The following is a 25,354-nucleotide window of genomic DNA, read 5'->3' on the forward strand; positions in this document are numbered from 1 at the left end:
CCGAGCACCGCCACTGCCACAGGGATCGCCGAGGCCGACGCCCGCATTCTCACGCCGATCTTTCCTTCCGTTGGGTGGTCGTCAGGAGTTATCAGCGCGAGAACATCGCGCGGTTGTCCCGCGAGGGGGCGGCAAACCCCATTGCCGCGGTCCGCCACAAGGACGTACTGATCACATAACGAGCGGAGCGCTCAAATATGATGCGCCCGCGAAAGGGCAAGCCCGGCTGCGGGCGGCATGCAGCGACGTGTCAGTGCAGCCGGCGGGCGAGGAGCCACGCCACGGCGTAGGTGGCAATCACGCCGCCCTCCGGCACCGCGTGCGCGCGGTCGTAGTCGGTCACCAATGCGGCCAGTTCGCCACGCACCAGCGGCGCAACCGGCCGATAGCGGACACCGCCGGTGAGACCCTGATCGTGCAGCCCGCGCAGCAGCTCGCTTGCGGAGGGATAGACCCGACGGATCGCGTACTCGCCCTCCCCCACCCGCCGCAGCCCCAGCTGGTCCGCAATCAGGCGCAGCTCCGCCAGCGTCGGCATCGGACCCACCTCGCTTTTCGCCGGCACGACCCGCGCGAGCGACTCCCTCAGCTCCCGCAGCGTTCCTTCGACCATCAGCGACACGGCCAGCAGACCGCCTGGCGCCAGGCAGTTCGCCAGATTCTCCATCGCATCGCAGAGCGACGGCGCCCAGTGGAGCGAGGCGTTGCTCACCACCAGCGGATACGGTAGCGCGGGCCGAAACAGCGCAAACTCGCTCTGCAACCAGCGCACGCAGGGAGCGGAAATGTGCGCGCGGGCGGTATCGAGCATCGCCTCCGAGATGTCGAACGCGTCCACGCGGGACCGCGGGAACCGCTCCAGCAACAGGCGGGTGAGGATGCCGCTCCCGCAGCCCGCATCGAGGATCCGCAACGGCTCCTCGATGTCCGCGAGGTGTTCCACCAGCCGTGCGGCGGTTTCCCGCTGCACATCGGCCTGCAAATCGTAGCGCGCGGCGCCACGGTTGAACCGCGCATGGGTGCTACGAAGGTGTCGAAGCGCGTCGCTCACATTTGCGAATCGCTAAGTTTACACACTAACACATCCCGAACATTCTCGCCACATGTCCAGGGCAGAGCATGGCCCGCGCCCGCAATCACGCGGGCGACAGCGCCCAGCCGGCGCGCGCTTTCGATGCCGGCCGAGGCGGGGATCACCGCATCGAGCTCGCCATGCAACCAGCCCAGCGGGCAGCTCGGTGCCTCACGGTCGCGCAGGTCCAGCGTCGCCAGCACGTCGAGCGCCGCAGCGAGCCGGTCGGCAGTGGAGCCGGCGGGCGGGGGAGGCGGCTGCGGCGGACCGCCACCGGCAGCAACGTCACGGTAGAACGCCGCGAGTGCGCGCGTGGCGTCGCGCAGCACCGCGCGCCGCAGCGCGCGCACCGCCGAGATCGGCCGGCCGAGGGGCCAGTCCGGTGCCGCGCAAAAGCGGAGCGTGCCGGCCAAAACCAGCAGCGCGGCCACCGCCGGAGCGCCGGGCCGCGTGAGCGCATCGAGCGCAACCATCGCGCCCATGGACCAGCCCACCACCGCTGGCGGCGCAGGGCACTGCCGAAGACGAGCGGCCAGCTCAGACGACCAGGCGGCGGGATCCACGCCCAGATCGTTCAGTTCGATGGTGACGGACGCGATGCCGGCGGCCTCCAGCACCGCGACGGTCGGTCGCCACCAGCCACGGCCGATCGCCCAGCCGCCGACCAGCCACACTTCGCTCACGAGGGCGGTACCCCCAGCACCCGGCCGATAATCTCGGCGGCGGCGTCCGTTTCCGCCGGCGTGAGATTCAATGTGACAGAGAACCGGATCCGTGCCGCACCCTCCGGGACAGTGGGCGGGCGGATCGCCACCGCGTGCACGCCGCTCGCGCGCAAACGCCCGGCCGCCTCCATCGCCCACCGGTCCTCGCCCAGAATCACCGGCACGATCGGGCAATCGCCTGCGGCCACCGGCAGACCGGCCCCGTGCAGCCGCTCGCGGAACCGGGCGGCGCGCCGGCGCAGCTCCGCGGGCCGCTCCGGCTCGCGCTCGAGCACCTCGACTGCCGCCAGAGCCGCCGCGGCCGCCACCGGCGAGAGGCCGGTCGAGTACATCAGCGAGCGGGCCGCCTGCACGAGCCACTCGCGCAGCTGCGCGCTGCCGGCGACAAATCCCCCCTGGGAACCGAGCGCCTTGCTCAGCGTGCCCATCGCCACCACTCCCGGTCCCGAAAGCCCGCACTCCACTAGTGCGCCGGCGCCGCCGGGGCCATACACGCCCAGCGCGTGCGCCTCGTCCACATACAGCAGCGCGCCATGCTCCTCTGCCAGACGCGCCAGTTCGGGGAGCGGCGCGCGATCCCCGTCCATCGAGAACACCGACTCGGTGACGATCATCCGCCGACCGCTCGGGGGGGCCGCCCGCAGCAGCTGCTCGAGATGGGCGGGGTCGTTGTGCTGGAACCGTCGCAGCACCGCGCCGGAGAGCCGCGCGCCGTCGAGCAGGCTCGCGTGCACCAGCCGGTCCGCGAACACGACGTCGCCACGGCCCACCAGCGCCGAAATCACCCCGACATTGGCCGCGTAGCCGGAGGAAAAGACGAGCGCGGCCTCCGTGCGCTTCAGCCTCGCCAGCCGCTGCTCCAGCTCCACGTGCACCGGGCGGCGGCCACACAGGTGCGGCGAGGCGGTGGCGCCCACCCCCCATGTGCGCGCCGCCGCCACCGCCGCCTCGATCACCGCCGGATGACGTGCAAGCCCGAGGTAGTCGTTCGACGAGAGGTTCAACCCTTCCACCTCGGTCCCGTCCGGAAGCCGCCGCCGCCGACCACGCTCGGTCAGCCGGCCGAGCTCCGCGCCGATCCAGTCGAGCGGGCCGCTCATCGGGCGGGCGCGGCCGCCGGCCGCAGATCCAGCCGCCGCTCGCCGGCAAGGATCGCCTCAATATCCCAGGGGCCGGGCGAGGCAGCGCCGGCGCCGTGCAGCATCCGGGCGGACGCGCGCAGATGGACAATGCGGCGGCCATTCACCTCGAGCGGAGTCCAGCGAACTTCCGCGGTGTCGGCGGTGAACGCGCTGCCCGGCTCCGTACCGACCGCTTCGAACCGTTTCGCCTGCCAGTGCAGCACCACCGGCAGCAGCGCATCCGGCGCCGGCGGACGGGCGCCGAAGGCCAGCGCAAGTGTCTGTTCCAGCCGTGCCCAGTCGCCGGTCGCGACCGCACCGGTCACGTCCGCGCGCCACAGGACCGATCCGCCCGCGATGTCGATCCGTCGCACCGCAGGTTCACCGCGCCGCGGCCATCCCCATCGGATCGCGACACGGTCCGCGTGTACCTGGACGCCGGCACGGCTCGTGTCGCCAGTCGTTGCGACATTCCGCAGCACGAGCGTCGCCGGCGGCCACAGCGCGGCCGCGCCCACCGCCACCCTCGCACCCAGCCGCGCGGACAGCGCATCCGCGACATGCGCGCGAATGCCCTCTGTCCGCGCGAGGATCAGCAAGCTGAGATACAAAATCCCGAAGACAATCGATCCGAAGAACAGAAAACTGCGGACACCCGCCAGCGCATGCCGAAGGCTCCGCGCACTCGACGGCAGATCGTCCTCGTAGCGGATCTGTCTGGGCACCGCCTCAGGCCTCCGCCGCCAGCTCCGCGGCCCGCCGACGGGCCGCGTCCAACGCGGCGGCCCACGCCGCCGGCACGTCACGGCGCTCAAGCTCCCGAATCGCGGCGTCGGTGGTGCCTTTCTCCGACGTCACCCTCCGCCGGGCCTCTCGCGCGTCCAGACCGGTTGACTCCAGCAGTCGCGCCGCGCCCGCGACGGTCGCCAGGACCAACCGCCGCGCCACCTCGGTCGGCAGCCCGAAACGCACCCCAGCGTTCAGCATCAGTTCGATCAACAGAAACACGTAGGCGGGGCCGCTGCCGCTGATCGCGGTGACGGCATCCATCAGCTCCTCGGGCACCCGCTCGACGATCCCGGCCGGGCGAAGTGCCGACTCCGCGCGGGCGAGGTCCAGCTCGTCCGCATAGCGGCCCGCGCACACCGCCGCGGCGCCGGCACCGACCAGCGCGGGTGTGTTCGGCATCGCCCGCACCACGCGCGGCCGCCCGCCCAGCAACGTCTCGATGCGCGCGGTCGGCACGCCGGCCGCGATGCTGAGCACCGTCGCCGCCGTGTCGATCGCGCCGCGCAACGAGTCGAGCGCAGCGCGCAGCTGCTGTGGTTTCACCGCCAGCACCACCAGTTCCGCGCCGCGCGCGGCGGCGGCGTTGTCGGGCGCGGTGGCCACGCCGAGATGGCGCCGGCACCACTCCAGTCGTTCCGGCCGAACGTCGCTAACGCGCATCGAGTCCGGCGCCCGCCCCGCGCGGAGCGCCGCGCGGATCAGCGCCTCGGCCATGTTGCCGGCGCCGATCCAGGCGATGGTGGTCGGTTCGTGCATCGTGGTGGTCCTGTTGGCGAAAGGATCAGTCGGCGGCGACCGCCTCGTCGGCGGGGCGGCGCCACGGCGACGCCCGCGGTCCGAAAATGTCGGTGCCGACGCGGATCATCGTCGCGCCCTCCGCGATCGCAACCTCGAAATCGGCGGACATGCCCATGGAAAGTTCCGGCAGCGGCGTCCCGCACTGCTGCGTGCAGCGGTCGCGCAGTTCGCGGAGCGCGCGGAAGAACGGCCGCACGTCTTCCGGATCCCGGCAGATCGGCGGCACCGTCATGAGGCCCGCCAGCTCGATGCGCGGCAGCCGGTTCGCCTCCCGCACCGCCTCCGCGACCGCGTCGGGCGGGAACCCGAACTTCGAGCGCTCACCGGCAACGTTCACCTCCAGCAACACGCGGATGCGGCGGCCCTCCTCCGCGGCGATCTGATCCACCCGTCGCAGCAACGGGATCGAATCGACCGAGTGCAACATCGAAAACAGCCGCAGCGCGGGGCGGACCTTGTTCGACTGCAGATGCCCGACGAGGTGCCATTCCAGGTGTGCCGGGCACAGCGGGAGCTTCGCCGCGGCCTCCTGCACGCGGTTCTCGCCGATCACCCGCACGCCGGCGGCGGCCGCGGCGGCGACCGCTTCTGGCGGATGCGTTTTGGCGACCGCCACCAGCGTGATTTCCTCCGACCGGCGGCCCGCGGCGGCGCAGGCCCGCTCGATCCGCTCACGGACGCGGGCAACGCGATCGGCAATCGAAGCGAGGTCGGTCATCCTCGGCAACGTTGTGCGCGGGCATCATCGGACGCTCCGCCGTGAAGTCAATCCGCGCGCGGTCACCGTCGGGGTGTGTTCGCGTCCGCGGGCGCGGCGCCGGTCGGCACAACGGCGGCGGGTGCGGGCGGGTTCGTCGACGTGGCCAGCGGTGGGGGCAGACCGGTTTCGACGAGTTTCTGCGCCGCGCGGCGTTTCTGCTCGAGCACCTTCAGACCCGCTTCTGCGACGCCGGCAAACGGCCCCTCCGGGTGTAGCGCCAGATATTCCTCGTAGGCCTGCCGCGCCTCCGTGTATCGTCCCATCTGCTCAAAGGTGCGCGCGCGGCCGAGCAACGCGAGCGAACCCTGCAGCGAGGTGCTCTCGCGGGACCGCACCGCCTCATAGATCTTCAGCGCCTCCTCCAGCCGGCCGATCGCTTCCAGGCAGGTGGCGCGGTTCACCTCCGCAACGGGCGCCAGCGGGTGCTGGGGATAGTCCTTGAGAAACTGTGCGTAGCGCTTCTCTGCTTCCTCGTAACGGCCGTTGTGGAAGTCGAGCCGGGCCAGTGCGAGCCCCCCGATCGGCGCACTGGAGGTGCGGCGATATTTTTCCACCAACTTCTCAATCTGCTCGACCCGTCCGCTGGTGAGCAGCCGAGCCGCTTCCTCCTCCGCGGCGCGCCGGCGTTGGCGGACGAACCCCACCGCAACCACGATCACGATCGCGATCGCGGCGCCCAGCAGCAGCGGGCGGCCGTAGTCGCGCAGCAGGCTTTGCCAGTCCAGCGGGGCGCTCTCTGCGGGAGCGGCCGCGCCGGGCGGACCGGACTTCGCCGGCGGACGATGCTCATCCGTCATCGGGGTGCCCTCGGTGCACAGGCGCCGCATCGTGCCGTGTGGCGAGCCCAAATGCAAGCGGACGGCGGCCTCCATGGATGGGAGGCGTTCCGGGGCGAGCGGTCCAACGTCGGGATGCCGTTGCAGGGCGCCTGGTTGAAGGCCGGCCATCCATCCGATAGTGTGGAGAGTCGCGTTGGAGGGCGGTGGGCGGCGAAAGGGTCAGCATGAACCTGCAACTGGTGGCGAACACGATCCGCGGGCTGGCGATGGACGCGGTGGAGCGGGCGAAGTCCGGCCATCCGGGGATGCCGATGGGTATGGCGGACGTCGCGGCGGTGTTGTGGCTGAAGTACTTGAAACACGATCCGGCCGATCCGGACTGGCCAGACCGCGACCGCTTCGTGTTGTCGGCGGGGCACGGCTCAATGCTGCTCTACAGCCTATTGCACCTGGCCGGCTACGATCTTCCGATCGAGGAGCTTCAGCGGTTCCGCCAGCTCGGCAGCCGCACGCCCGGGCATCCGGAGCACGGCGACACGCCGGGCGTCGAGACCACGACCGGTCCGCTCGGGCAGGGCAGCGGCAACGCGGTGGGGATGGCGATCGCTGAGCGGATGCTCGCGGCGCGGTTCAACGTCGCGGGCGAACCGCCGGTGGTGGACCACCGCACCTGGGTGATCGCGGGCGACGGCTGCCTGATGGAGGGTATTTCACACGAGGTGTTTTCGCTGGCGGGGCACCTGCGGCTGGGACGGCTGATCGTGTTCTACGACTCGAACCGCATCACGATTGAAGGTTCCACTGAGCTGGCCTGCAGCGACGACGCGCGGCGCCGGTTCGAGGCGTACGGCTGGGCGGTGCAGGAGATTGACGGTCACGACTTCGCGCAGATCGAGGCGGCGATCGAACGGGCGTTGGCCTCGGAAGATCGGCCGCACCTCATCCTCACGCACACGCACATCGCGCAAGGTGCGCCGCACCTGCGCGACTCGCACGAGGCCCACGGCGCGCCGCTGGGACCGGAAGAGGTGCGTGCAGCGAAACTGAACCTGGGGCTACCCACCGACCGCGAGTTCTATGTGCCGGACGAGGTGCGCGCCATGTTTGCGGCGCGGCGCGAACAGATGGCCGCGCTGCACGAACGATGGCGGAGGACCTTCCGCCGTTGGAAGGCCGCGCACCCCGAGCTCGCCGCACAGTGGTCCGCCGCAATGAAGGGCGAGATACCGTCGGACATCGAGTCGGCGCTCCCCACCTTCGACCCCGCCAAGCCGGTGGCAACGCGGGCGGCCTCGGGTAAGACGCTGCAAGCGCTCGCCCCCCGAATCCCATGGCTGGTCGGCGGCTCCGCGGACCTGGCGCCGAGCAACAACACGTACCTGACCGGTTTGGGCGACATCGCGGCCGGCGCCTTCGGAGGTCGCAACTTCCACTTCGGTGTGCGCGAGCACGGCATGGCGGCGATCATGAACGGCATCGCGCTGCACGGGGGGTTCCGCATCTACGGCGCGACGTTCCTGGTGTTCAGCGACTACGCCCGGCCTGCGATCCGGCTCGCCGCGATGATGAGGCTGCCAGTGATCTATGTGTTCACGCACGACAGCATCTTCGTGGGTGAGGACGGCCCCACGCACCAGCCGATCGAGCACATGGCTGCGCTGCGGGCGATTCCGAACCTCGTGGTGATCCGGCCGGCCGACGCCGCGGAAACTGCCGCCGCCTGGGCGGTGGCACTGCGCCATCGCGAGGGGCCGGTCGCGCTGCTGCTGACGCGTCAGGCGGTACCGGTGCTGGACCGCGCCTCGCTGCCGCCCGCCTCGGAAATCGCGCGAGGCGGCTACGTGCTGTGGGAAAGTCGGCCGGGCTCAAAGCCGGAACTGGTGATCATCGCGACAGGATCCGAGGTGGCGCCGTCCTTGGAAGCGGCCCGGCAGCTTGCGCAGCAGGATGGCCGGGCGGTGCGCGTCGTGAACCTCGCCTCCTGGGAGCTGTTCGAGCGGCAGCCGCGCACGTACCGCAACCGCGTCATTCCGCCGGGTTGCCGGCGACGGCTCGCGGTGGAAGCGGGCTGGCCGCTCGGGTGGGAGCGGTACGTCGGGCTGTCCGGCCGCGTGCTGGGCATCCGTCGGTTCGGCGCCTCCGGACCGGCGAAGGCGGTGGGCGAGTTTTTCGGCATGACCACCGCGCACATCCTGGCGGCCGCGCGCGAGATGTTCTAGCCGCCGGGTCCGCACACGGGAGGGGCGGGTGACGAGAGAGACGGAGGACCGCATCGCGTCGGATCGGGGGCCGGTCGGGCGGGCGGTCGCGTTCGGGGTGGTCTCCGTGCTGCTGCTGGCCGCCAGCGTGCTGCTGCCGCTGCGCGAGTGGTGGCAGGTCGAGCGGCTGGTGGAGCTCGGGCGCCGGCTCGGCCCCTGGGGGCCGGTCGCGATCGTGGTGGTCGGGCTCGTCGCCCCGCTGCTGATGCTGCCGCGCTGGCCGATCGCGGTGGTCAGTGGCCTGCTGTACGGCATTGGACCCGGAGCGGCGCTCGCGAACACCGCTTCGACTTTGGGGGCGCTGATGCACTACGCGCTGGCCCGTTCGATGCTCGCTCCATGGTGCCGATCGCTGCTGGAGCGGCGCCGCAGCCGCTGGCTCAACATCCCGCCCGGCCGGGCATTTGCGGCGCTGGTACTGCTGCGCGCCTTTCCGCTCTCGAACTTCGTCGCGACAAACATTCTGGCCGGCACGCTGCGGGTACCGGCGAGCACCTACCTGGCGGCGAGCTTTCTGGGTATGATTCCCTCGTCGGTGATGTATGCAGCCTGGGGGCGCGCAATTCGCCGGCCCTCGCCGGCATCGGTGGCGCTGGCCCTGGGGTTGCTGGGCGTGCTGCTGGTGGGCAGCTGGCTCATGCGGCGGCGCGGCCCGCCAGGAGCGAGCGGAGCATGAGCGCGGACCTGAGCGTGCTGGACTGGGTGATCGCCGCGCTGCTGGTGCTGGGCGCGGTGCGAGGAGCGCTGATCGGTCTCTCGCGCCAAATCTTCTCGTTCGTGATGCTGGGCGCCGCGGTGTGGGCCGCCGCGCGCTTCCAGCCCGCGCTCGCACAACGCATCGCCGGCTCGGAGGCCCCACCCGACGCGCTCGCCCGCGCACTCGCATACGTGCTGTTGTTCGCGGGCGTGTGCGCGGGCGCGCTGCTGATCCGCCTCGTCGCGCGGCTCCTCTTCCGGTTCAGCTTCTCGCCATTACTGGAGCGGATCGGTGGTGCGGCGCTCGGGCTGCTCACCACCGCGCTGGGCGCGATTGCCGCGCTGGTGCTCTTGACGATGATCCCGCACGAGGGCTTGCACCGCGTTGTCGCGGAAGAGTCGTGGGCCGGCCGTCAGGTGACTGGCCTCTTCCCTCGGCTGTACCGCGAACTGGCGGAGAAATACCCACTGCCCGAATGGGCTCAACAGCTCAGCGATGAGGCCGCGCCGCTGCCGCCGGCAGGCACCACCGCGACCGCCGCGCCGACCAACGCGCCCGCCCCCGTCGAGCGATGAGCGCCCGACTGGCTTGCATTTCGCATCGCGCCATGTAGAAGGCGAGGCGGTCCAGCACCCCGGGCGTTCGGGCCGGCGGGGCGGACCCAAAGATTCAGGAGAGACCCTGGTCCATGAACATACCGCGTGAGCTTCGGTACACGAGCACCCACGAGTGGGTGCGGGTGAAGGGCGGCGTCGCAACGGTCGGCATCACCGACTACGCGCAGCAGCAGCTCTCGGACATCACCTACGTCGAACTGCCGGACCTCAACGACGAGGTGAACGTCTCGGACGAGGTCGCGTTTGTCGAATCCGTGAAAGCCGCCTCGGACGTCTATGCGCCGGTGAGCGGCACGATCGTCGAGGTGAACTCCGCGGTCGCCGAAGAGCCGGACCGCATCAACCGCGACCCGTATGGCGACGGCTGGCTCTTCAAGATCCGGATGAAGAACCCCAAGGAGGTGGCCAGCCTCCTTGACGCCGACGCCTACGAGGAGCAGCTGCCGCCGGACGAGGAGGAGTGAGCCGGCCGCCCTCGAGCGGTGAGGCCTGGGCGTTCGTCCGCCCCCGGCCCGTCGGCTACGCGGAAGCGCTGCGCTGGCAGCTGTCGTTGCATGCCGCCCGGCTGGCTGGCCGGGTTCCGGACGTGGTGCTCTGGTTGGTGCACGAGCCAGTGATCACGCTTGGACGTCGGGGCCGGCGGGAAGCATTGCTGCGTACCCCCGAGGAGCTGGCCGCCTGCGGCGTCGAACTGCACGTCGCTTCGCGCGGAGGCGACGCGACGTATCACGGACCCGGCCAGTGGGTCGTCTACCCCATTCTGCGCCTGGGGAGAGTCGGCGCGGATGCGCACGGCCACCTCTGGAACCTGGAGGAGCTCTCCATCCGCACCTGCGCGGACTTCGGCGTCGCGGCCTGGCGCCGCCCCGGCATGGCGGGTGCCTGGACCGCCTCGGGCAAAATCGCCGCGATCGGCTTCCATCTGCGCCGCTGGGTCACGCTGCACGGCACCAGCTTCAACGTGGATCCGTGCCCGAACGGCTTCGAGTGGATCGTGCCCTGTGGCCTGCGCGGCGAACCGGTAGCCTCGCTGCGGACCTGTCTTGGCGGGCATGCGCCGTCGATGGACGCGGTCGCCGAGCGGATGCTCGCCAACTTCGAGCAGGTGTTCGGCCGGCGACTGACCGTCTGGCGAGAGGGCGAGGCACTGCCGCCGGAGTTGGCCGCCACGCTGGCCGCTCAGCCGTCCGGCAGCTCCGCGGACTCGCGCGCCTCGAACTGATCGCAACTGTCCGTTGCGGCGACGTCGCGCCGGTGCAGCCCGCACCACTGGCGAAAGGGGTTCACCACATAGTGCCGGCAGCGCCGACAGAACCGCGGTGGCGGCTCGCCGGCAAAAACCCGCGGCGCCACGGGTCGATCCTCCTCGCTGAAGATCGCCGGCTGACGGGGTGCCGGGGACGCCGCCGCCTCCGCTGCGACCCGCGCCCCACACCTGGCACACTTGAATTCCTCGCCCACGCGTCGAAATCCTTCGTAGCGAGGGGTCCGGATCCAGAGCGTTTCGTGCCCGCACGCAGGACATCGCCCGCCCGCGCTCATGCCCATGTCTCCCGGCGGTCCGGAACGCTGCTGGAGGCCTCAGCCGTCATAGAGCTCGTCGCCGCCGCCGTCCGCATCCCCCAGCGCATCGCCCATTTTCTCCTCGATTTTGTCCGGATCCTCCCCCGACTCGAGCCGACGCACGACCTCTTCCATCTCCCCTTCGAGCGGTTCCCGCGCGATCGCCGCCATTTCGCGCATCGCGCGGCCGATCGAACGTGGATCGTTCTCGTCCATGTTGTTCAGCAGCGCTTCCATCCGGGCGACGTCCGCCTCCGACGGCTCAAAGCCGCCCTCCTCTGCGGCTTCGCCGGCATCCGCTTCCGTCTCCGGTGCCGCGGCGGCGGCCGACGAGTCGTCGTCCGGAGGCGCCGGCGCGTCCGCGCGCGCCCCTTTCCGGCCGCCGATCACCGTGACGCGGGAAATCACGCGCCGCATCTCCGCCGCGCCGCAACGCGGACACGCCGGCGTCGTGTGCGAGGCGATGTTGCGAACCAGAAACTGCGAGACACGGCCGCAACGAGCACAGCGATATTCGTAGATCGGCATAGCGGTTCTTGGGGGCCTCCGCAGCCCCTGCTTTCGAACGATCGTAATCGCGAGGCCCAACCGGTCAACCGGCCCGCACCGTGCCGGCCGACGCCTCGGTTTCGCGACGCAGTCGCTTCAGGCGGCCGGCCAGCGCGATCCGGGCCACCGGCGACATACGGTCACTGATGAGAATGCCGTCCAGGTGATCCATTTCGTGCTGTACGCAGCGCGCGGTCAGTCCCCGCAGGGTCGCTTCGGTGGGCCGTCCATCGAGCCCGAGCCATTGCACCGTGACTTCGACCGGTCGGACAATCGTGGCACGGATGTCGGGAAAGCTCAGGCACCCTTCCTCTCGCGCCTCCGTCTGCGAGGAGGCGCGCACGATCCGGGGATTGAACATCACGATCGGCATCGACAGGCCCGGGTTCAATGGGCGGCCCTCCGCGTCGGCATCCGACTCCGGCGGAACCTCGATCACGCACAGCGCGACCGTCTCGCCGACCTGCTGCGCGGCCAGACCGATCCCCTGTTCCGCCCGCATGGTGTCGATCATGTCCTCCGCCAGCCGACGGAGGCGCTCGTCCACCTCGCGGACCGGAAGCGCACGGCGCTTCAACACTGGATCGCCGTAGTAACGGAGCGGCAACCTCATGCACCCAGACTATACGCCGCGGTCGGCGTCCGTGCCAGATGCGCCGCCTCGGTTACTTTGACCAGGCCGGCAGGTTGCGCGGGTCCGGCATCGGTGCCCGCCGTGCGCGTTCGATCCAGGCGGCGTCGCCACACACTCCTGCGCGGGAGGGGTCGAACGGCTCGAAGCCCAGGGCGAATGCGGGCGAGTCGGGTGCAAGTGCAAAGTCGCGTGCCGCCGCATTGCGAAATTTCGGGTCGGCCACGATCGAGCCGACCTCCCGCCCAACTGCCATCCACTGGGCGAGAGTCCGGCCGGCCAGGTTGGTGACCGGTCCGGCGACACACCACCACAGGTTGCTGGCGGAGGTCCATGCGAGCCGGCCCCAACGCTCCGGCGGGTCCAGCGGCGCGCCGGTGTCCCACAGGATGATGTTCCGCTCTAAAGTCAGGCGCGTGTCCGGCACGTTCACACCGGCGGGGGGCGGGTTCCTGTCATCGATTCGGGTCACCCGAATTTGAGCGTAGCGGCTGAAGGCGAGAATGTTGTTGCGCACCACGTTGCCACGGCCGTAGTGCTGGTGAAATGACCCGTCCTTCGTGTCGTGGACGAGATTCTTCTCGAAGAGAATGCCAGTGCTGCCCTCGTCGGTATAGAGCCCCCAGCCGCCGTAGGTGTGCGCCCAGATGTGGTGAAAGTGGTTGTGGTGCACGCGCGTGCCCTCGGAACGGCCCAACGTGTAAATGCCGCCCATATCGCTGAGCCAACCCTGGCCGATGTGGTGAACGTGGTTGTAGCCGATGTCGTTCGCCCGGGCGAAGCTGCGGCCGTAGCCCCAGACCCAGCCCACCGATATGCCGGTGTAAAAAAAGTCCCCCACGTCATTGTGCGTCACCGTGTTGGTGCCACTGTGGCCGATCCAGATCCCACAGGCACACGGGAAATGCCGACCCCCGTGGTGGATGATGTTGTTGTGGATGACATTGCCCCACGTCTCCTCGGCCGGCGAGCGGGGACTGATGTGGTCGCCGACCTTGACGCCGCCGCCGCCGAGGTCGGACAGCTCGCAGCGCTCGATTCGGCAACGCTGGCATCCGCGGCGGAACCAGACCCCGTGAGCTCCGGTGTGTCGCAACGTCAGGCCGATCAGCTCCACCTCGCGTGCCCCATCGGCCATCACCGCCGCTTCGATGTTGGCCGCCGCCTGGTGCGGCTCAAAACCGGAATCGGGTGTCCGGTAATCCGCGTAGAGAAGGTGCAGCCCCTCGATGCGGATCCGTTCGACCCAGCGCCCTGCGGCCGGGTCTCCCTCAAACCGCAGCAGCGTACCGGTGCGCGCCGCCCACACCTCGGCGTTCTCAGGAGTTTCGCCGGCTCGTGGTCGGTAGCAGAGCGTTCCGTTTGCCTCTACCGACCATTCCCCCGGAGCATCGCAAGCGGTGGGCACGTTTTCAAAGTACGCGAGGCATCCTTTCGTGATCGGGTTCCATACCTTCGTTGGCCGGCCGGTGGTGATCACCGCGCCGGCGGCCGCGTCCAGTCCCTGAACCCAGCGACGCGTGTGATCCCACTTGTGGTGCACGACCACATGCACGCGAGCCAGCGCTGCGCTGGATAGTTGCACCAGCGGCGCGAGTTCGGCGGGCGCGAACCGCAGCCGCACCGTGGAGTGGCCGCTGCGCGAGCGGTTCGTGGCGGGCGGTGTCTCCTCCGCGTCCGCCAGCAGAAAGGCGTTGCCCGCATTGGGATGGCGCGCGCGCACCGCTCGACGGCCGTTCACGTACAAATGCTCAACCGACGCGCCCACACTCGCCGGCACCCTCAGTTGCCAGGCGCCCGTGGGCGTCGGCTGAAACCCTTTCAGCCGCACACCGCCCGCGAGCACCGGCGTCTCGCCCGGCCACGCCGCGTAGATGGTGCGGCCGTGCGGCGGCGGAGAATCCTCCGGCCGAAACACGATCGGCTCCTCCAGTGTCCACACGCCGCCGCGCAGTCCCACGCGGACCTCCGCGCGGTTCGTCGAGCTCGCCCAAAGCTCGCGCACCGCCGCCTGCGCCCGCCCGATTGTCGCAAATGGCCGCTGCGCAGTTCCCGGCCCGCGGTCATCGCCGTCCGGCGCAACGACGAAATCCCATGCCGTACCGCCCTCGCCATTCCGCACGGCGGCCACCAGCAGCACCGCCGCGATCCACCATCCTCGAGCAGACCAGCCGGTACGCATCTTATACCTGCCTCTCCACCGCACCCGCGGACCACCGCGCAAGCCACCCCTCACGGTGAAAGGTCAAAGACCTTCCCGTCAAGGATGATCATCTCAGGTTTCGCGTGCAGCCGCCATCCCGCAAACGGCGTGTTGCGGCTCCGCGATCGGAACCGCGCTGGCACCACCGTCCACTCCGTATTCAACGAAATCACCACCGCGTGCGCCGGCGCGCCGGGCGCCAGCGACGGCGGCGCTCGGCGAAGCACCGCCGCCGGGCCGCACGTCCATCGCCGCACCCACTCCAGCGGGCTCATCCCCAGGCCGAGCACCAGCACTTCCCAGGTCACGCCGATCGCGGTCTCAAGCCCGATCACGCCGAACGGCGCGGTCAGAAACCCTTTCGCCTTCGCAGCCGCCGGATGGGGCGCGTGATCGGTCGCCAGGCAGGTGACGACGCCCTCCAGCACCGCCGAACGCAGCGCCGCGCGGTCGCGCTCGGAGCGCAGCGGAGGGTTCATTTTGTAGTTCGCGTCGTCGCCGGGAATATCGTCCTCGCACAGCGCCAAATGGTGGGGCGTTACTTCCGCAGTGACGGGCAAACCTTCCGCCCGGGCTCGCCGCAACGCCTCCACACCGCCGGCGGTGGAAAGATGCTGCACGTGCAGCCGACAGCCCGTTGCCCGAACCAGCCGGATGTCGCGCTCGACAACGCTGATCTCCGCTTCCGCCGGGATCGCTGGCACGCCGAGCCGCCGCGCGGCACCCTCCCCCGCAACCCCGAGCCTCTCCCGGGCGTGGTCCTGCGCGTGGTCGAGCACAACCGATCCGATCGCGGCGACGCGGCGCATTGCGGCCTCCATCACATCGTCTCGACTGACTGTCGAGCCATCATCGGTGAACGCGACCGCGCCGGCCTCCACGAGCGCCTCGATCTCGGCGACCTCGCCACCGGCTCGGCTGCGCGTCAGACACGCAGCCGGCCACAACTGCGGGCCACCCACCCGTTCCGCGGTCTCGATCAGCCGCCGGACCAGCGCGGGGGAGTCCACCGGCGGCGAGGTGTTCGGCATCGAGACCACCGCACCGAAGCCTCCCGCCGCGGCCGCCCACAGGCCCGACCGGATCGTTTCAGCCTCCTCCATGCCCGGCTCGCGCAAATGCACATGCAGATCAATAAAGGCGGGCGCTATGATCCTCCCGCTCACGTCCAGCACGTTCGCAGACCGGGCCGCCCTGTCCCCCGCAGGCACGAAGTGCCGGTCCGCAATCGCTAGCTCATCGATGCGGTCCGTGCCGCTGGCGGGATCCAGCAGCCGGCCGCCCACAAGACGCCATGCGGCGCCGGTCGGTTTGCGCGGCAGGTTCACGCCTCACCGATCGAGAAGATGCGCTCCAGATCATGGCGGGACCAGGCGCGAAACGCGATCAGCGTCTGCGTGCGCACGATGCCGGACACCCGGCCGATCGGGTCGGCGACCAGGTCCGCAAGCTCCTCGTTGCGCCGCACCCTCAACATCGCAACCAGATCGAACGCGCCCGCCACCGACTACACTTCCGCAACGCCCGGCAGCGCGGCAAGCGTCTCCGCGCACGATCGGATCTGCGAACGCTCTGCATTGATCAGGACGATGGCGGTGACCATGTTGTCTCCTCTCGAGCCGGTCCGAACATTGACGTGCCAGCCCCTGAAGTCTAGCATGCGCGCGGGAGCGAGCGAACATGCCCAGTGCTCGTCTTTCTTGCCTGATATTCTTGATGTTGGCCGCGCTCTCGTCGGCGGCGGACCCCACCCTCTATGTGGCCCCCGACGGGCGCGATGACCGCTCCGGCCGTTCACCCGCCGAGGCGGTTGCGACGCCGGCGCGCGCCCTCGAACTGGCGCGCGCGCTGCGCGCCGCGGAGCCCGATCGCGCCACGCCGCTCGTGATCGCCATCGCGGAGGGCCTCTACGAGCTGCCCGCGCCGTTGGAGCTGAGCCCGGCCGACTCAGGTACCGCCGCCGCGCCGCTGGTGATTGAGGCTGCGCCCGGTGGCCGGCCAGTGCTGAGCGGCGGCCGGCGACTGGTCAGCTGGAACGTGCTCTCCAACGGTTGGTGGCAGCTCGACGTTCGGCCGCTGCGGCCATTCGCACAGCTGTACGTCAACGGACAACGCCGGTTCCGCCCCGCGCTGCCGCGCGGCGGGTATTTTCACCTCGCCGCGCAAGCGCCTGAAGGGCAGCTCTCCACAGCCATTCCTTTTCGTCAAGATCAGGTGCGGCCGGAATGGATCGGTCCCGGCGTCGAGGTGTTGCTGTTCCATGTGCCGTTCAATTGGAGCGCCTCCCGGCTACCAGTGGTCGGCGTGGAGGCGGAGGGACACTGGCTCACCACGACCGGCCGGATGTGGACCTCCGCAGCGCCGGGCAGTCGGTATCGGCTCGACAACGTGCAGGCCGCGCTCGGCGAGCCCGGCGACTGGTTCTACGACCCTCAGACCAGCGCGCTCACGTACGTGCCGCTGGTTGGCGAATCGCCGGCAACCACCGTCGCGGTCGTGCCGCAGCTCCCAGTCCTGCTGAAACTCCGGGGCGACCCCGCTGGCCGGCCGGTGGAACACGTGGTGATCCGGGGGCTCACCTTTGCACACTCATCGTGGACGCTGCCCGCGGACGGTTACTCCTTCTGCCAGGCCGAGGCGATCTGTGACGCGGCACTGCAGCTCAGCGATGCGCGGGAAGTCGTGATCGAACGCTGCGATTTTCGTCACCTTGGGGGCTACGCGATCGAGGCGGGCGACGGCTGCGCCGATGTGGTTATTCGCGACTGCGACATGACCGACCTGGGCGCTGGTGGCGTCAAACTTGGCACGATCCGACCGGAGCGGCCGGCCAACCGTTGCGTGGTCCGCAACTGCCGAATCGAGGGGGGCGGCCGCGTGCATCCGGCCGCGGTCGGTGTCTTCATCGGCCACTCGGCCAGCAACATTGTTGAGCACAACGAAATTTCGGACTTCTACTACACCGGCATTTCGCTCGGGTGGACCTGGAGCACCAACGCAAATCCGGCACATCACAACCGCATCGCGATGAACCACATCTTCCAGATCGGGCAGGGTGTGCTGAGCGACATGGGCGGCATCTACACGCTCGGCCGCCAGCCGGGAACGGTGCTGGTCGGCAACCGGATCCATGACGTGTCGCGAGACCGGTACGGCGGTTGGGGCATCTACCTGGACGAAGGCAGCTCGCAGATGCTGGTCGAGAGTAACCTCGCCTATCGCACGCAGGACGCGCCGTTCCACACGCACGCGGCGCGGGAGAACCGGCTGATCGCGAACGTCTTCGCGCTCGGCACCAACGCGGCGATGCAGTTTTCCAACAAGCCGCGGCTGGGCCCCTTTGAACTGCGTCGGAACGTCTGGCTTGCGCTGGTCCCGCGGCTGGTCGAGCGGGACCATGAGCCGAAGGATGATGTTCTTTTCGAACGCAATCTCTACTGGTGCGCGGCCGGCGCGGTGGAGTTTCCCGGGGGTCTGGATCTGGCGCGCTGGCGCGCCCGTGAGCCGGACGCGGAGGTCAACGATCCCGGCTTCTGCAACCCGGTGGCCGACGACTACTCGTTTGCGCCCAACTCACCGGCCGCCGCGCGGATCGGGCCTGAACCGCCCTGGCGCCGGGCGGGACTGCTCCAGCCACGCCCGCGGCCCGCACTGCCGCCGGTGCCGCGCGCATTTCCGCCCGCCCACGTCTCGCCGCCGCCGCCACTGTCGCTCCGGGAAGGTTTTGAGCGCTTGACGGTGGGCCAGCCGTGGTTCGGCATGATTGCCAGCTCCGCCTCCCCCCGAGAGTCCGCACTCATCACCGAGGAAACCGCCGCCGCCGGCCGCCGCAGCCTCGAGTTCCGCGACGGCCCCTCCACAGCGCCGGGCCGCGAGTATGATCCGCACCTTCACCTGATGGTGCAGGGCTACTCGAACGGCGTCGTGCAGGCCGGCATGGACCTGCGATGGGACAACGGCGCGATGCCGATGTTCGAGCTGCGCGACGCGTTGCCGCGCTATCGCGAAGGCCCCTATGTGCTGATCCACCGCGACGGCACCGTCGAATCGGGCGGCTCGAATCTGTTCACCGTCGCCGCCGGCGAATGGGTGCGGTACGACGTGTTCGTGCCGGTCGGGTCGCGACGCACCGGCACCTATCGCCTCGAAGTCCGCCGCAGCGGCGCCGGCGCGCCGCAGGTGTATGATGCGCTCCCGATCGCCGACTCATTCCAGGCAGTCCACTGGTTCGGCATCATCGCGCACGGCACGAATGAATGCCGGTTCTTTGTCGACAACGTCACGCTCTGCATTGAGCCACCCGGCGAGCGCTAACCGTCTCCAGCGCCGCAGGACCCCATCGCGATGCGGAACGCGAGCAGCTCCGTAGCCACGTCGGTCACATTGTCGAGGCGCATTAGTTTCGCGGGCGGTTCTCCGCGGACCAGATGGCCTGGGCAAATCAATGACAGGAAGCAGGCCGCCTTCGATGACGTGCTGATGCTCGCCGGCCTTGTCCAACACTCTTTGCCGGTGCCCGGTGTCCGAGACCAGCCCGGAGAGATGGGCGCCGACGTATCGCTCTCGCTGGAAGCGTTCGATCTGGCCGTTCATGGCCGCGACGAGGTGGAGACGTTTGTGGTTTGCGGCTCCGATGACCTGCGGCTGTTGCGCAAACTCACGGCGATCGGGATGCGATGGGTACTCGTCGGCGAACACTATCAGCACGAGTTGATCGACGCGCAGGAGGAGCGGCGCCGCAAGGAGACACGCACCTCGCAGGTGCTGATCCAGGCGGCTGCCGATCCGCTGGCGACGAGCGAGCGGATTGAGCGCGGTTGGAAAAAGTTCCACCCGCTCGTCGAGGGCCTGTTCGTCCCCCACTGAGCTCCCGCAGTGGTTGGGGCGGCCGGCGCGAGGGGCTATACTGCGCCGTCCTTCGATGGGCCGCTCTGCTCCAGCTTGGTCGACTTCTGCCGGTTGGTCGCATTCGCTCGCGGTGCTCTGGGGATCGTTCGGTTTTGTCGCGCTGCGGTTTCTGCTGACGCCGGTCCGAATCAAGCTGTTGACCAATCTGCTGGCGAGGCAGGTGTACGGCAGCCTCATGCTGATCAGCACCACCGTCGCGTTCGGGGCGCTGGCGCTCTCGTTCGGCGCCTTTGAGTTTGTGCTGCGCCGGCTGCCGGGGCGGCCGCGCGCGGAACAGGGGGAGCTGCTGGTGTCGGTGCTGTCGGGTCTGGCCGCGATAGGTGCGGTCGTCGTGCCGGTTGGCACATGGGCACTGATGCGCTGGCCACCGCGAAAGCTCTCGCCCGAGATCGCCGCCAGCGCGCTGGCCCCGCCGTTGCTGGTGGCCGCGTTGCTGCTGCTGCTCGGTTGTGTGTTCGCGCTGTTGGCCACCCGCCGCTACGGCGCGGCGCGCTGGCTGCAGATTTTGGCTTCGGATCTGTGGTTCCTGCCCGTCGCGCTGCTGGCGGCGGCGGGTCGCGCGGGCCCGCGCGAGGTGATGTGGGCGTGGGTGCTGTGGGTATGGGCGGCCACCGGCGCCGCGTTGGTGCTCTGCGCACCGCTGGTCCTGCGTACAGGCGCGAGGGTGTCGGCCGAGCGTCTTCGCGAGTGGTTGGCGTTCGGTCTGCCGCTGATGCCGATGGTGCTGGGTGATTGGCTTTTTCGACTCGTGGACCAGTACGTGCTGCTCGCGGTCCGCGACGCGCACACGCTGGCCGCGTACGCGCTGGCGGTGAACATCGCGATGGTGGGCTACTTCGCGGGCACCGCAGCGCTGGATCTGCTGATCGCGGAGTTTCACCGGCGCCGGAACATAGCGCCCGATCCCGCCGCTCCGCCGTCCGCAGAGCTGCGCGAGGTCGTCGCCGCCATGGTGCGCACCGCGCTGGTGATCGGCATCGCGACCGCCGCGGTGTTGCTGGGCGCGGGCGACGCTCTGGTTCGAGTGCTCAGCTCCGCCGCTTACGACGATGCGGCGGCGTTGCTGCAATGGACCGCACTGATGCCGCTTGCGTTCATGCTGGTGTTGATTGCGGCCCGGCTCCAGGCCGCACTGGGCCGGTCACGGTGGGTGGGCGTGTGGACGCTCGCCGCGGCCGCGCTCGCATTCGGGCTGAACCTCGCGTTGACGCCGCGGTGGGGCGGTGCAGGCGCCGCCGCAGCAACCACGCTGGCGCTCGTGGTGCTCGCGGCCGTGCTCGGCGGTCCGCTCTGCGCTCATGGCTGGCTTGATCCCGTCGCGCTGCGGCCGGGCCGGGTCGGCGCCGCGGCACTCGTGTCGGCGGTTGCGCTCGCCACCTGGCAGCTGGCCCGCATCGCCACCGGACCGGCGGTCCAGCTCCTGGTCGCCGCCACCATCGCCGCGGGCGCACCCCTGGCCACCGGCGCGCTGCGCCGCGCCGATCTTGCCCTCCTGGCCGGCGCCCCCGAGAATCGCGGCCATGAATGACGCCGCGGTCCGCGCTGACGTCGTCGCCGTCGTGCTCGGCTACAATCACCCCGACGACACCATCGAATGCCTCGCGAGCCTGGACGCGTCCCGGCCGCTCCGACCCGCCCTGCTCTATGTGGACAACGGCAGCGAGCTGGCCGCCTGTCGGCGCGTGATGGAGGCTGCGCAAACGGCGCGGGTGCTGCGGCTGAGCCCGAATGCGGGCGTCGGGCGCGGCTTCAACGCGGGACTGCGGGACGCGCTCGCGCGCGGCGCACGATACGTGCTGCTCGTCAACAACGATGTGGTCGCCGCGCCGGATATGGTCGCACGGCTCGTTGCCGCGGCGGAGGCGGCGGCGCGCGCCGGCATCGTCGTGCCGAAAATTTTCTATCACGCTGCGCCGCGTCGCGTCTGGTCAGCCGGTTCGTGGTATCGACGGTGGCCACCCACGATCGTATTGCGGCGCACACGCGGGGACGACGACGGCGCGCTGGACGACGTCCGGGATCTCGAGTTCGCCACCTTTTGCGTCGCCCTGTTCCGCCGGGAGCTCTTCGAGGAGGTGGGCCTGCTCGACACGGACTTTCATGTGTTCCAGGAGGACTACGACCTCTGCCTCCGCGCCCGAGCGGCGGGGTGGTCCGTCCGCTACGAGCCCGCCGCGCACGTCTGGCACAAGGTCTCGCTCTCCACCCGCACCGGCTCGCGCAACCCCGAATCTTGGCGACTGTACGGCCGCAGCGAGGCGCTCTTCGCACGGAAGCACCCGGACTGGCCGTGGCTGACCGGGCCGGTGCATCGCGCCTACGTCACGCTGCGCATTCTGGCGGAGCGCAAGCCCTGGGGGCTTCGGCCCTTTCTGCAGGGCTACCGCGAAGGCCTGCGCGCGCCGCTGAATCCCCCTCCTCGCCCCGGTGACCCCCCAGAGGACGTCCCCGAAGTTCTTCGAACAGGAAACCGGAACGGCGAACCAGCAGATCCAGCATGACGACACAACCTCGAGGGAGCTCAAACCGACAGTGGGGGCTGCGAACCGGATTGGCGCTGCTGGGGATCGGCACCGCCGCGATCGGGGCGCCACTCGATCTGGGGCTGAAGGTTCTCGACCTCTCCGCTGACGACACGCGTCAGACGGTGGTGGATCGCGAGGCAGGCCAGTACCTGGGGCACGTTTCGACCGTGCTGCTGGAGGACGGCCGAACGATCTTCGCGGTCTACCCGAAAGGCCATGGAAAAGGGGCGATCGTGCTGAAACGCAGCACCGACGGCGGCCGCAGCTGGAGCGAGCGGCTGCCGGTGCCCGCCTCCTGGGCGACCAGTCTCGAAACGCCGACGATCCACCGCGTCGTGGACGCCGCCGGCCGCCGGCGGCTTATTCTGTGGTCCGGCCGTTATCCAGCACGGCTCGCACGCAGTGACGACGATGGCGTCACTTGGTCCGAACTGGAGCCGGTCGGCGACTGGGGTGGAACGGTGGTGATGGGTTCGGTCGTTGCGCTGCGGGATGCTGGCCACTACCTGGCGATGTTTCATGACGCCGGCGCGTATTTCACCGCAGGCGGCCGCGCAACCCAAACGTTTACGTTGTACCAGACCATCTCCACGAACGGGGGGCTGAGCTGGTCGGTGCCGACCTCGATCTGGAGTGGTGCGGAGGTGCATTTGTGCGAGCCGGGCGCGATCCGCTCGCCCGACGGTGGGCGGCTCGCGGTACTCTTGCGGGAAAACCGCCGCGTGCGTGGCAGCCACATCATGTTTTCGGATGATGAAGGTGTGCGCTGGAGTGAGCCAGTCGAGATGCCGCGCTCACGCACGGGCGACCGCCACACGCTCCGATACGCACCGGACGGCCGGATCGTGTGCGTGTTCCGCGCGGCGACCCCGGAGGGTATGCGCGGCCGGCCCTTCGGCGTCAACGAGGACGTGGACAAGGCCGGCCAGGGCAGTCCGTTCGAGGGCGACTGTGTGGCGTGGGTGGGGACGTGGGAGGACCTGGTCCGCGGCGCGCCCGGTCAGTACTACGTGCGGCTGCTCGACAATCGGAGGGGATGGGACACCACTTATCCCGGTGTCGAGGTGCTGCCGGACGGCACGGTGGTCGTCACCACCTACGGCACCTGGGACAGCGGCCAGCCGCCCTACATCCGGTCCATGCGGTTCCGTCTCGACGAACTCGATGCGCTCGCTCGTCGAACTTCCGCCCGAGTCCCGGATAGCGAGCGCCGCGCCGTCGCTGCATTGTCCTCCATGCCCTCAGACGCCGGCCCGGATTCCGCCGCCTCGGGCATCGCGCGCTGGGCGTGCGCCGCTCCGGACGGCGGGCACGCTCGCGTTCCTGCCGCTGTCTGCGCATCGGCGAATCGCCAGCCGGCTGTCCGCCGCCACTGCCAATAACGCCCGGAAGGGAGGGGGCGGTGGGCTGCGCGCATGCAACCCTTGGAAGCCCGGGAGCGGAACGCGTCCAAGAATTGGAAGCCCGCCCGCTCGTTTTTGGGCATGGACGCCGTTGGTCGGCCCCCACCGGCATTGCGCAAGACAAGAGGTGAATGTCGCCCGCGAGGCTCGACTTCCGTGCCGACCGCTGCACGCTGGTCGCGCGGGTCGCGCTCAGCCGCGGGCTCCTCGCCGCATCAAGAGCGCCGTCAGCGCAAGCCTCGCGATGGTCAGCGCTGAAGGCTCCGGCATGAGCGTCGGGATGACGTCGTTGCTGTTGCAGTAAATCTAGAACTGGGCCGAGCCGACATTGAACGTGCTGACCGAGCTCAGCAGTCCGCTGAAGGTACCGGACAGCGTCGAGAGCCCGCTCGCAATCTGGAACGTGTCGCCCAGGCTCAGCGTGAAGCCAAGGATGACTGACAGCGTCGGATTCGACAGCGTCAGCGTTGAGCCGGTTCCGATCAGCAACGGGCCGTACAGCGTCCCCGGCGGCGTCCCGTTCAGCTCACCTCGAAGATCGCGCCGCTCTGCAGCGTCACGCTCGCGTTCGCAGTCACCTGACCGGCGCTGGCACCCGGCGCCCGCGTCCCGCCCGAGAGCACGTTGATCGTGCCGGTGACTGACCCGTTGTCCTCGAGGCGCCCGCCCGCCACCGTGATCAGGCCCGTGCAGGTGTGCGCACCCTGGATCCGGAGCATGCCGTTCGAAATGGTGGTCGGCCCCACATCGGTGGTGGTGCCGCCCAGCACGACCACTCCGGCGCCCAAGTTCCTTCGTTCGAGGCTCGGGGCTGCCCACGACGCCTCCGAAGTCGCGCAGATCGCTGCTGTTCACGACCAACCGCGAAACGTTTCTCGAACCGCTGACAATCCGATCAATCCGGTTCGCGAGGAGATCGGTCGACTCAATGGCCACCCGATGCTGGAGGCACTCGAGGCAGCGCCGTTCTCGGATACCCCCCGATCAGAGCCGGTTGCCGGTTCTGCTGCTCGATCGGTGGGTGGTCATCGTCGCATGATTTGCAATGTCGTGCGATCGCCGGATCCCCGCCGACGTTGCTCAAACGCGGTGCGCGAACGACGGGTCAGGCACGGGACCACGCGCGCCGAACGAACGGGAGGCCACGACGGAGGATTTCGCCAGGTTCCCCGAAGAGATCCCGCCAAACCCGCGTTGCGGCGGCCAGCTGGGGCAGTGCGCGACTGAACGCTTCGATCACCAACCAACCGTCGTAGCCCGCGCTCTTGAGTGCACGGAACACTCCGATCCAATCCACGTGATCGTCGCCCGGCACTCCGCGGTCGTTCGCGCTGCAGTGAACATGCACAATCGCGCGGCCGTAGCGACGCACCGCGCCGGCGGGGTTCTTCTCCTCGATGTTCGCGTGGAACGTGTCGAAGTGAATGCCGACGGCCGGATGCCCCACCAGCCGCACAAAGGCGGCCGCACCGGCGAGCGTATTGAGCAGGTGACACTCAAACCGGTTGAGCGGTTCGACCGCCAGCACCACCCCTGCGGCATGTGCATCCTCGGCCGCGCATCGCAGCACGTCCGACGCGCGACGGAGTTCCGCAGCCGTAGGCGCGCGGCCGCTGAAACAGCCGAGCGTCTGGTACATGGGACCGCAGAGCACGCTGGCGCCGAGCGCGTGGGCGCACTCGATCCAACTGCGCAGCGCGTCAAGCGCGGCGCGGCGCCGGCGAACGTCCGCATCGGCGGGATTGGCATCGGGCGAGGTGAACGCTGTCGAGGTGGTGCATTCCAGCCCCTCCTCCTTCAGCAGCCGGCCGAACGCAGCCCAGTCGCCCGCTCGGCCGCCCATCACCGGCACCTCGACGCCGTCGGCGCCGGCCCGCCGCGCCGCGCGCAGCAGCTTGCGGTGCGCCGGGCCGGGCCGCGCCGTCCATGCGAGCAGATTCACACCCAATTTCATCG

At 69.6% G+C, this 25,354-nt stretch carries 25 protein-coding genes, 1 pseudogene and 1 riboswitch; of the genes and pseudogenes, 10 read left to right on the forward strand and 16 right to left on the reverse strand.

Going from position 1 to position 25,354, the window contains the following annotated elements; translation table 11 throughout:
- Positions 1–75: 75 nt before the first annotated feature.
- Positions 76–155, reverse strand: a riboswitch (Fluoride riboswitch).
- A 95-nt stretch (positions 156–250) separates the two neighbouring features.
- The 7 genes from N2652_05445 to N2652_05475 form a co-directional block, all read right to left on the reverse strand.
- Entirely contained in the window at positions 251–1,051 is an 801-nt protein-coding gene (locus tag N2652_05445) for a methyltransferase domain-containing protein (GenBank protein MCX7818638.1), read from the reverse strand.
- Complete coding sequence (locus N2652_05450; protein MCX7818639.1) at positions 1,048–1,755, reverse strand: alpha/beta hydrolase; 708 nt, start codon at positions 1,753–1,755, stop codon at positions 1,048–1,050. The genes N2652_05445 and N2652_05450 overlap by 4 nt, the downstream gene beginning before the upstream one ends.
- Positions 1,752–2,897, reverse strand: a complete 1,146-nt coding sequence (bioF, locus tag N2652_05455; GenBank protein ID MCX7818640.1) for an 8-amino-7-oxononanoate synthase — start codon at positions 2,895–2,897, stop codon at positions 1,752–1,754. Before bioF ends, N2652_05450 begins: the two co-directional genes overlap by 4 nt.
- Complete coding sequence (locus tag N2652_05460; GenBank protein MCX7818641.1) at positions 2,894–3,643, reverse strand: hypothetical protein; 750 nt, start codon at positions 3,641–3,643, stop codon at positions 2,894–2,896. Before N2652_05460 ends, bioF begins: the two co-directional genes overlap by 4 nt.
- A gap of 4 nt (positions 3,644–3,647) precedes the next feature.
- Complete coding sequence (proC, locus tag N2652_05465; GenBank protein MCX7818642.1) at positions 3,648–4,463, reverse strand: pyrroline-5-carboxylate reductase; 816 nt, start codon at positions 4,461–4,463, stop codon at positions 3,648–3,650.
- 25 nt (positions 4,464–4,488) lie between these two features.
- Positions 4,489–5,223: a YggS family pyridoxal phosphate-dependent enzyme gene (locus N2652_05470; protein ID MCX7818643.1), complete on the reverse strand. Its 735-nt coding sequence runs from the start codon at positions 5,221–5,223 to the stop codon at positions 4,489–4,491.
- A gap of 62 nt (positions 5,224–5,285) precedes the next feature.
- Positions 5,286–6,062 (reverse strand): tetratricopeptide repeat protein, encoded by a 777-nt coding sequence (locus N2652_05475; protein MCX7818644.1) that lies wholly within the window; start codon positions 6,060–6,062, stop codon positions 5,286–5,288.
- A 206-nt stretch (positions 6,063–6,268) separates the two neighbouring features.
- Between N2652_05475 and tkt the strand changes: the two genes are divergently transcribed.
- The 5 genes from tkt (at position 6,269) to lipB (ending at position 10,838) form a co-directional block, all read left to right on the forward strand.
- The gene (tkt, locus tag N2652_05480; GenBank protein ID MCX7818645.1) at positions 6,269–8,263 is read left to right on the forward strand and encodes a transketolase; all 1,995 of its coding nucleotides are present in this window, start codon (positions 6,269–6,271) and stop codon (positions 8,261–8,263) included.
- A 28-nt stretch (positions 8,264–8,291) separates the two neighbouring features.
- Positions 8,292–8,978, forward strand: a complete 687-nt coding sequence (locus N2652_05485) for a VTT domain-containing protein (protein ID MCX7818646.1) — start codon at positions 8,292–8,294, stop codon at positions 8,976–8,978.
- Positions 8,975–9,574 carry a CvpA family protein gene (locus tag N2652_05490; GenBank protein MCX7818647.1) on the forward strand — a complete coding sequence of 200 codons (600 nt, stop codon included), beginning with the start codon at positions 8,975–8,977 and terminating at the stop codon, positions 9,572–9,574. Before N2652_05485 ends, N2652_05490 begins: the two co-directional genes overlap by 4 nt.
- A gap of 113 nt (positions 9,575–9,687) precedes the next feature.
- Positions 9,688–10,080 (forward strand): glycine cleavage system protein GcvH, encoded by a 393-nt coding sequence (gcvH, locus tag N2652_05495; protein ID MCX7818648.1) that lies wholly within the window; start codon positions 9,688–9,690, stop codon positions 10,078–10,080.
- Entirely contained in the window at positions 10,077–10,838 is a 762-nt protein-coding gene (gene lipB, locus N2652_05500) for a lipoyl(octanoyl) transferase LipB (GenBank protein MCX7818649.1), read from the forward strand. Before gcvH ends, lipB begins: the two co-directional genes overlap by 4 nt.
- Here the strand turns inward: lipB and N2652_05505 are convergent.
- The 6 genes and pseudogenes from N2652_05505 to N2652_05530 all read right to left on the reverse strand — a co-directional run bounded on the left by N2652_05505 (position 10,796) and on the right by N2652_05530 (position 16,165).
- Entirely contained in the window at positions 10,796–11,158 is a 363-nt protein-coding gene (locus N2652_05505) for a hypothetical protein (protein ID MCX7818650.1), read from the reverse strand. The genes lipB and N2652_05505 overlap by 43 nt on opposite strands.
- A 39-nt stretch (positions 11,159–11,197) precedes the next feature.
- The gene (locus N2652_05510; GenBank protein MCX7818651.1) at positions 11,198–11,707 is read right to left on the reverse strand and encodes a zinc ribbon domain-containing protein; all 510 of its coding nucleotides are present in this window, start codon (positions 11,705–11,707) and stop codon (positions 11,198–11,200) included.
- 64 nt (positions 11,708–11,771) lie between these two features.
- Complete coding sequence (gene def / locus N2652_05515) at positions 11,772–12,341, reverse strand: peptide deformylase (GenBank protein MCX7818652.1); 570 nt, start codon at positions 12,339–12,341, stop codon at positions 11,772–11,774.
- 52 nt (positions 12,342–12,393) lie between these two features.
- Entirely contained in the window at positions 12,394–14,541 is a 2,148-nt protein-coding gene (locus tag N2652_05520; protein MCX7818653.1) for a right-handed parallel beta-helix repeat-containing protein, read from the reverse strand.
- Positions 14,542–14,591: 50 nt separating this feature from the next.
- On the reverse strand, positions 14,592–15,890 hold the full coding sequence (locus N2652_05525) for a dihydroorotase (protein MCX7818654.1): 1,299 nt from the start codon (positions 15,888–15,890) through the stop codon (positions 14,592–14,594).
- Positions 15,887–16,165, reverse strand: a pseudogene (locus N2652_05530) (Lrp/AsnC ligand binding domain-containing protein). Before N2652_05530 ends, N2652_05525 begins: the two are co-directional and overlap by 4 nt.
- A gap of 77 nt (positions 16,166–16,242) precedes the next feature.
- Between N2652_05530 and N2652_05535 the strand changes: the two are divergent.
- The 5 genes from N2652_05535 (at position 16,243) to N2652_05555 (ending at position 23,377) form a co-directional block, all read left to right on the forward strand.
- Positions 16,243–18,876 (forward strand): right-handed parallel beta-helix repeat-containing protein, encoded by a 2,634-nt coding sequence (locus N2652_05535; protein ID MCX7818655.1) that lies wholly within the window; start codon positions 16,243–16,245, stop codon positions 18,874–18,876.
- A gap of 228 nt (positions 18,877–19,104) precedes the next feature.
- A complete protein-coding gene (locus N2652_05540; GenBank protein MCX7818656.1) occupies positions 19,105–19,428 on the forward strand; it encodes a hypothetical protein in 324 nt (107 codons plus the stop codon).
- A 55-nt stretch (positions 19,429–19,483) separates the two neighbouring features.
- A complete protein-coding gene (locus N2652_05545) occupies positions 19,484–20,998 on the forward strand; it encodes a polysaccharide biosynthesis C-terminal domain-containing protein (GenBank protein MCX7818657.1) in 1,515 nt (504 codons plus the stop codon).
- Entirely contained in the window at positions 20,991–21,971 is a 981-nt protein-coding gene (locus tag N2652_05550; protein ID MCX7818658.1) for a glycosyltransferase family 2 protein, read from the forward strand. The genes N2652_05545 and N2652_05550 overlap by 8 nt, the downstream gene beginning before the upstream one ends.
- Positions 21,968–23,377, forward strand: a complete 1,410-nt coding sequence (locus N2652_05555) for a glycoside hydrolase (protein MCX7818659.1) — start codon at positions 21,968–21,970, stop codon at positions 23,375–23,377. Before N2652_05550 ends, N2652_05555 begins: the two co-directional genes overlap by 4 nt.
- Before the next feature lie 327 nt (positions 23,378–23,704).
- Here N2652_05555 and N2652_05560 read toward each other — a convergent pair whose 3' ends face one another.
- From N2652_05560 to N2652_05570, 3 genes are all read right to left on the reverse strand, one after another.
- On the reverse strand, positions 23,705–23,887 hold the full coding sequence (locus tag N2652_05560; GenBank protein ID MCX7818660.1) for a hypothetical protein: 183 nt from the start codon (positions 23,885–23,887) through the stop codon (positions 23,705–23,707).
- Between the two features lie 32 nt (positions 23,888–23,919).
- Positions 23,920–24,186: a hypothetical protein gene (locus N2652_05565; GenBank protein MCX7818661.1), complete on the reverse strand. Its 267-nt coding sequence runs from the start codon at positions 24,184–24,186 to the stop codon at positions 23,920–23,922.
- Between the two features lie 317 nt (positions 24,187–24,503).
- Positions 24,504–25,352 carry a sugar phosphate isomerase/epimerase gene (locus N2652_05570; protein MCX7818662.1) on the reverse strand — a complete coding sequence of 283 codons (849 nt, stop codon included), beginning with the start codon at positions 25,350–25,352 and terminating at the stop codon, positions 24,504–24,506.
- Positions 25,353–25,354 lie beyond the last annotated feature (2 nt).

This window comes from Kiritimatiellia bacterium, assembly GCA_026417735.1.
GTDB lineage: Bacteria > Verrucomicrobiota > Kiritimatiellia > PWTM01 > PWTM01 > CAACVY01.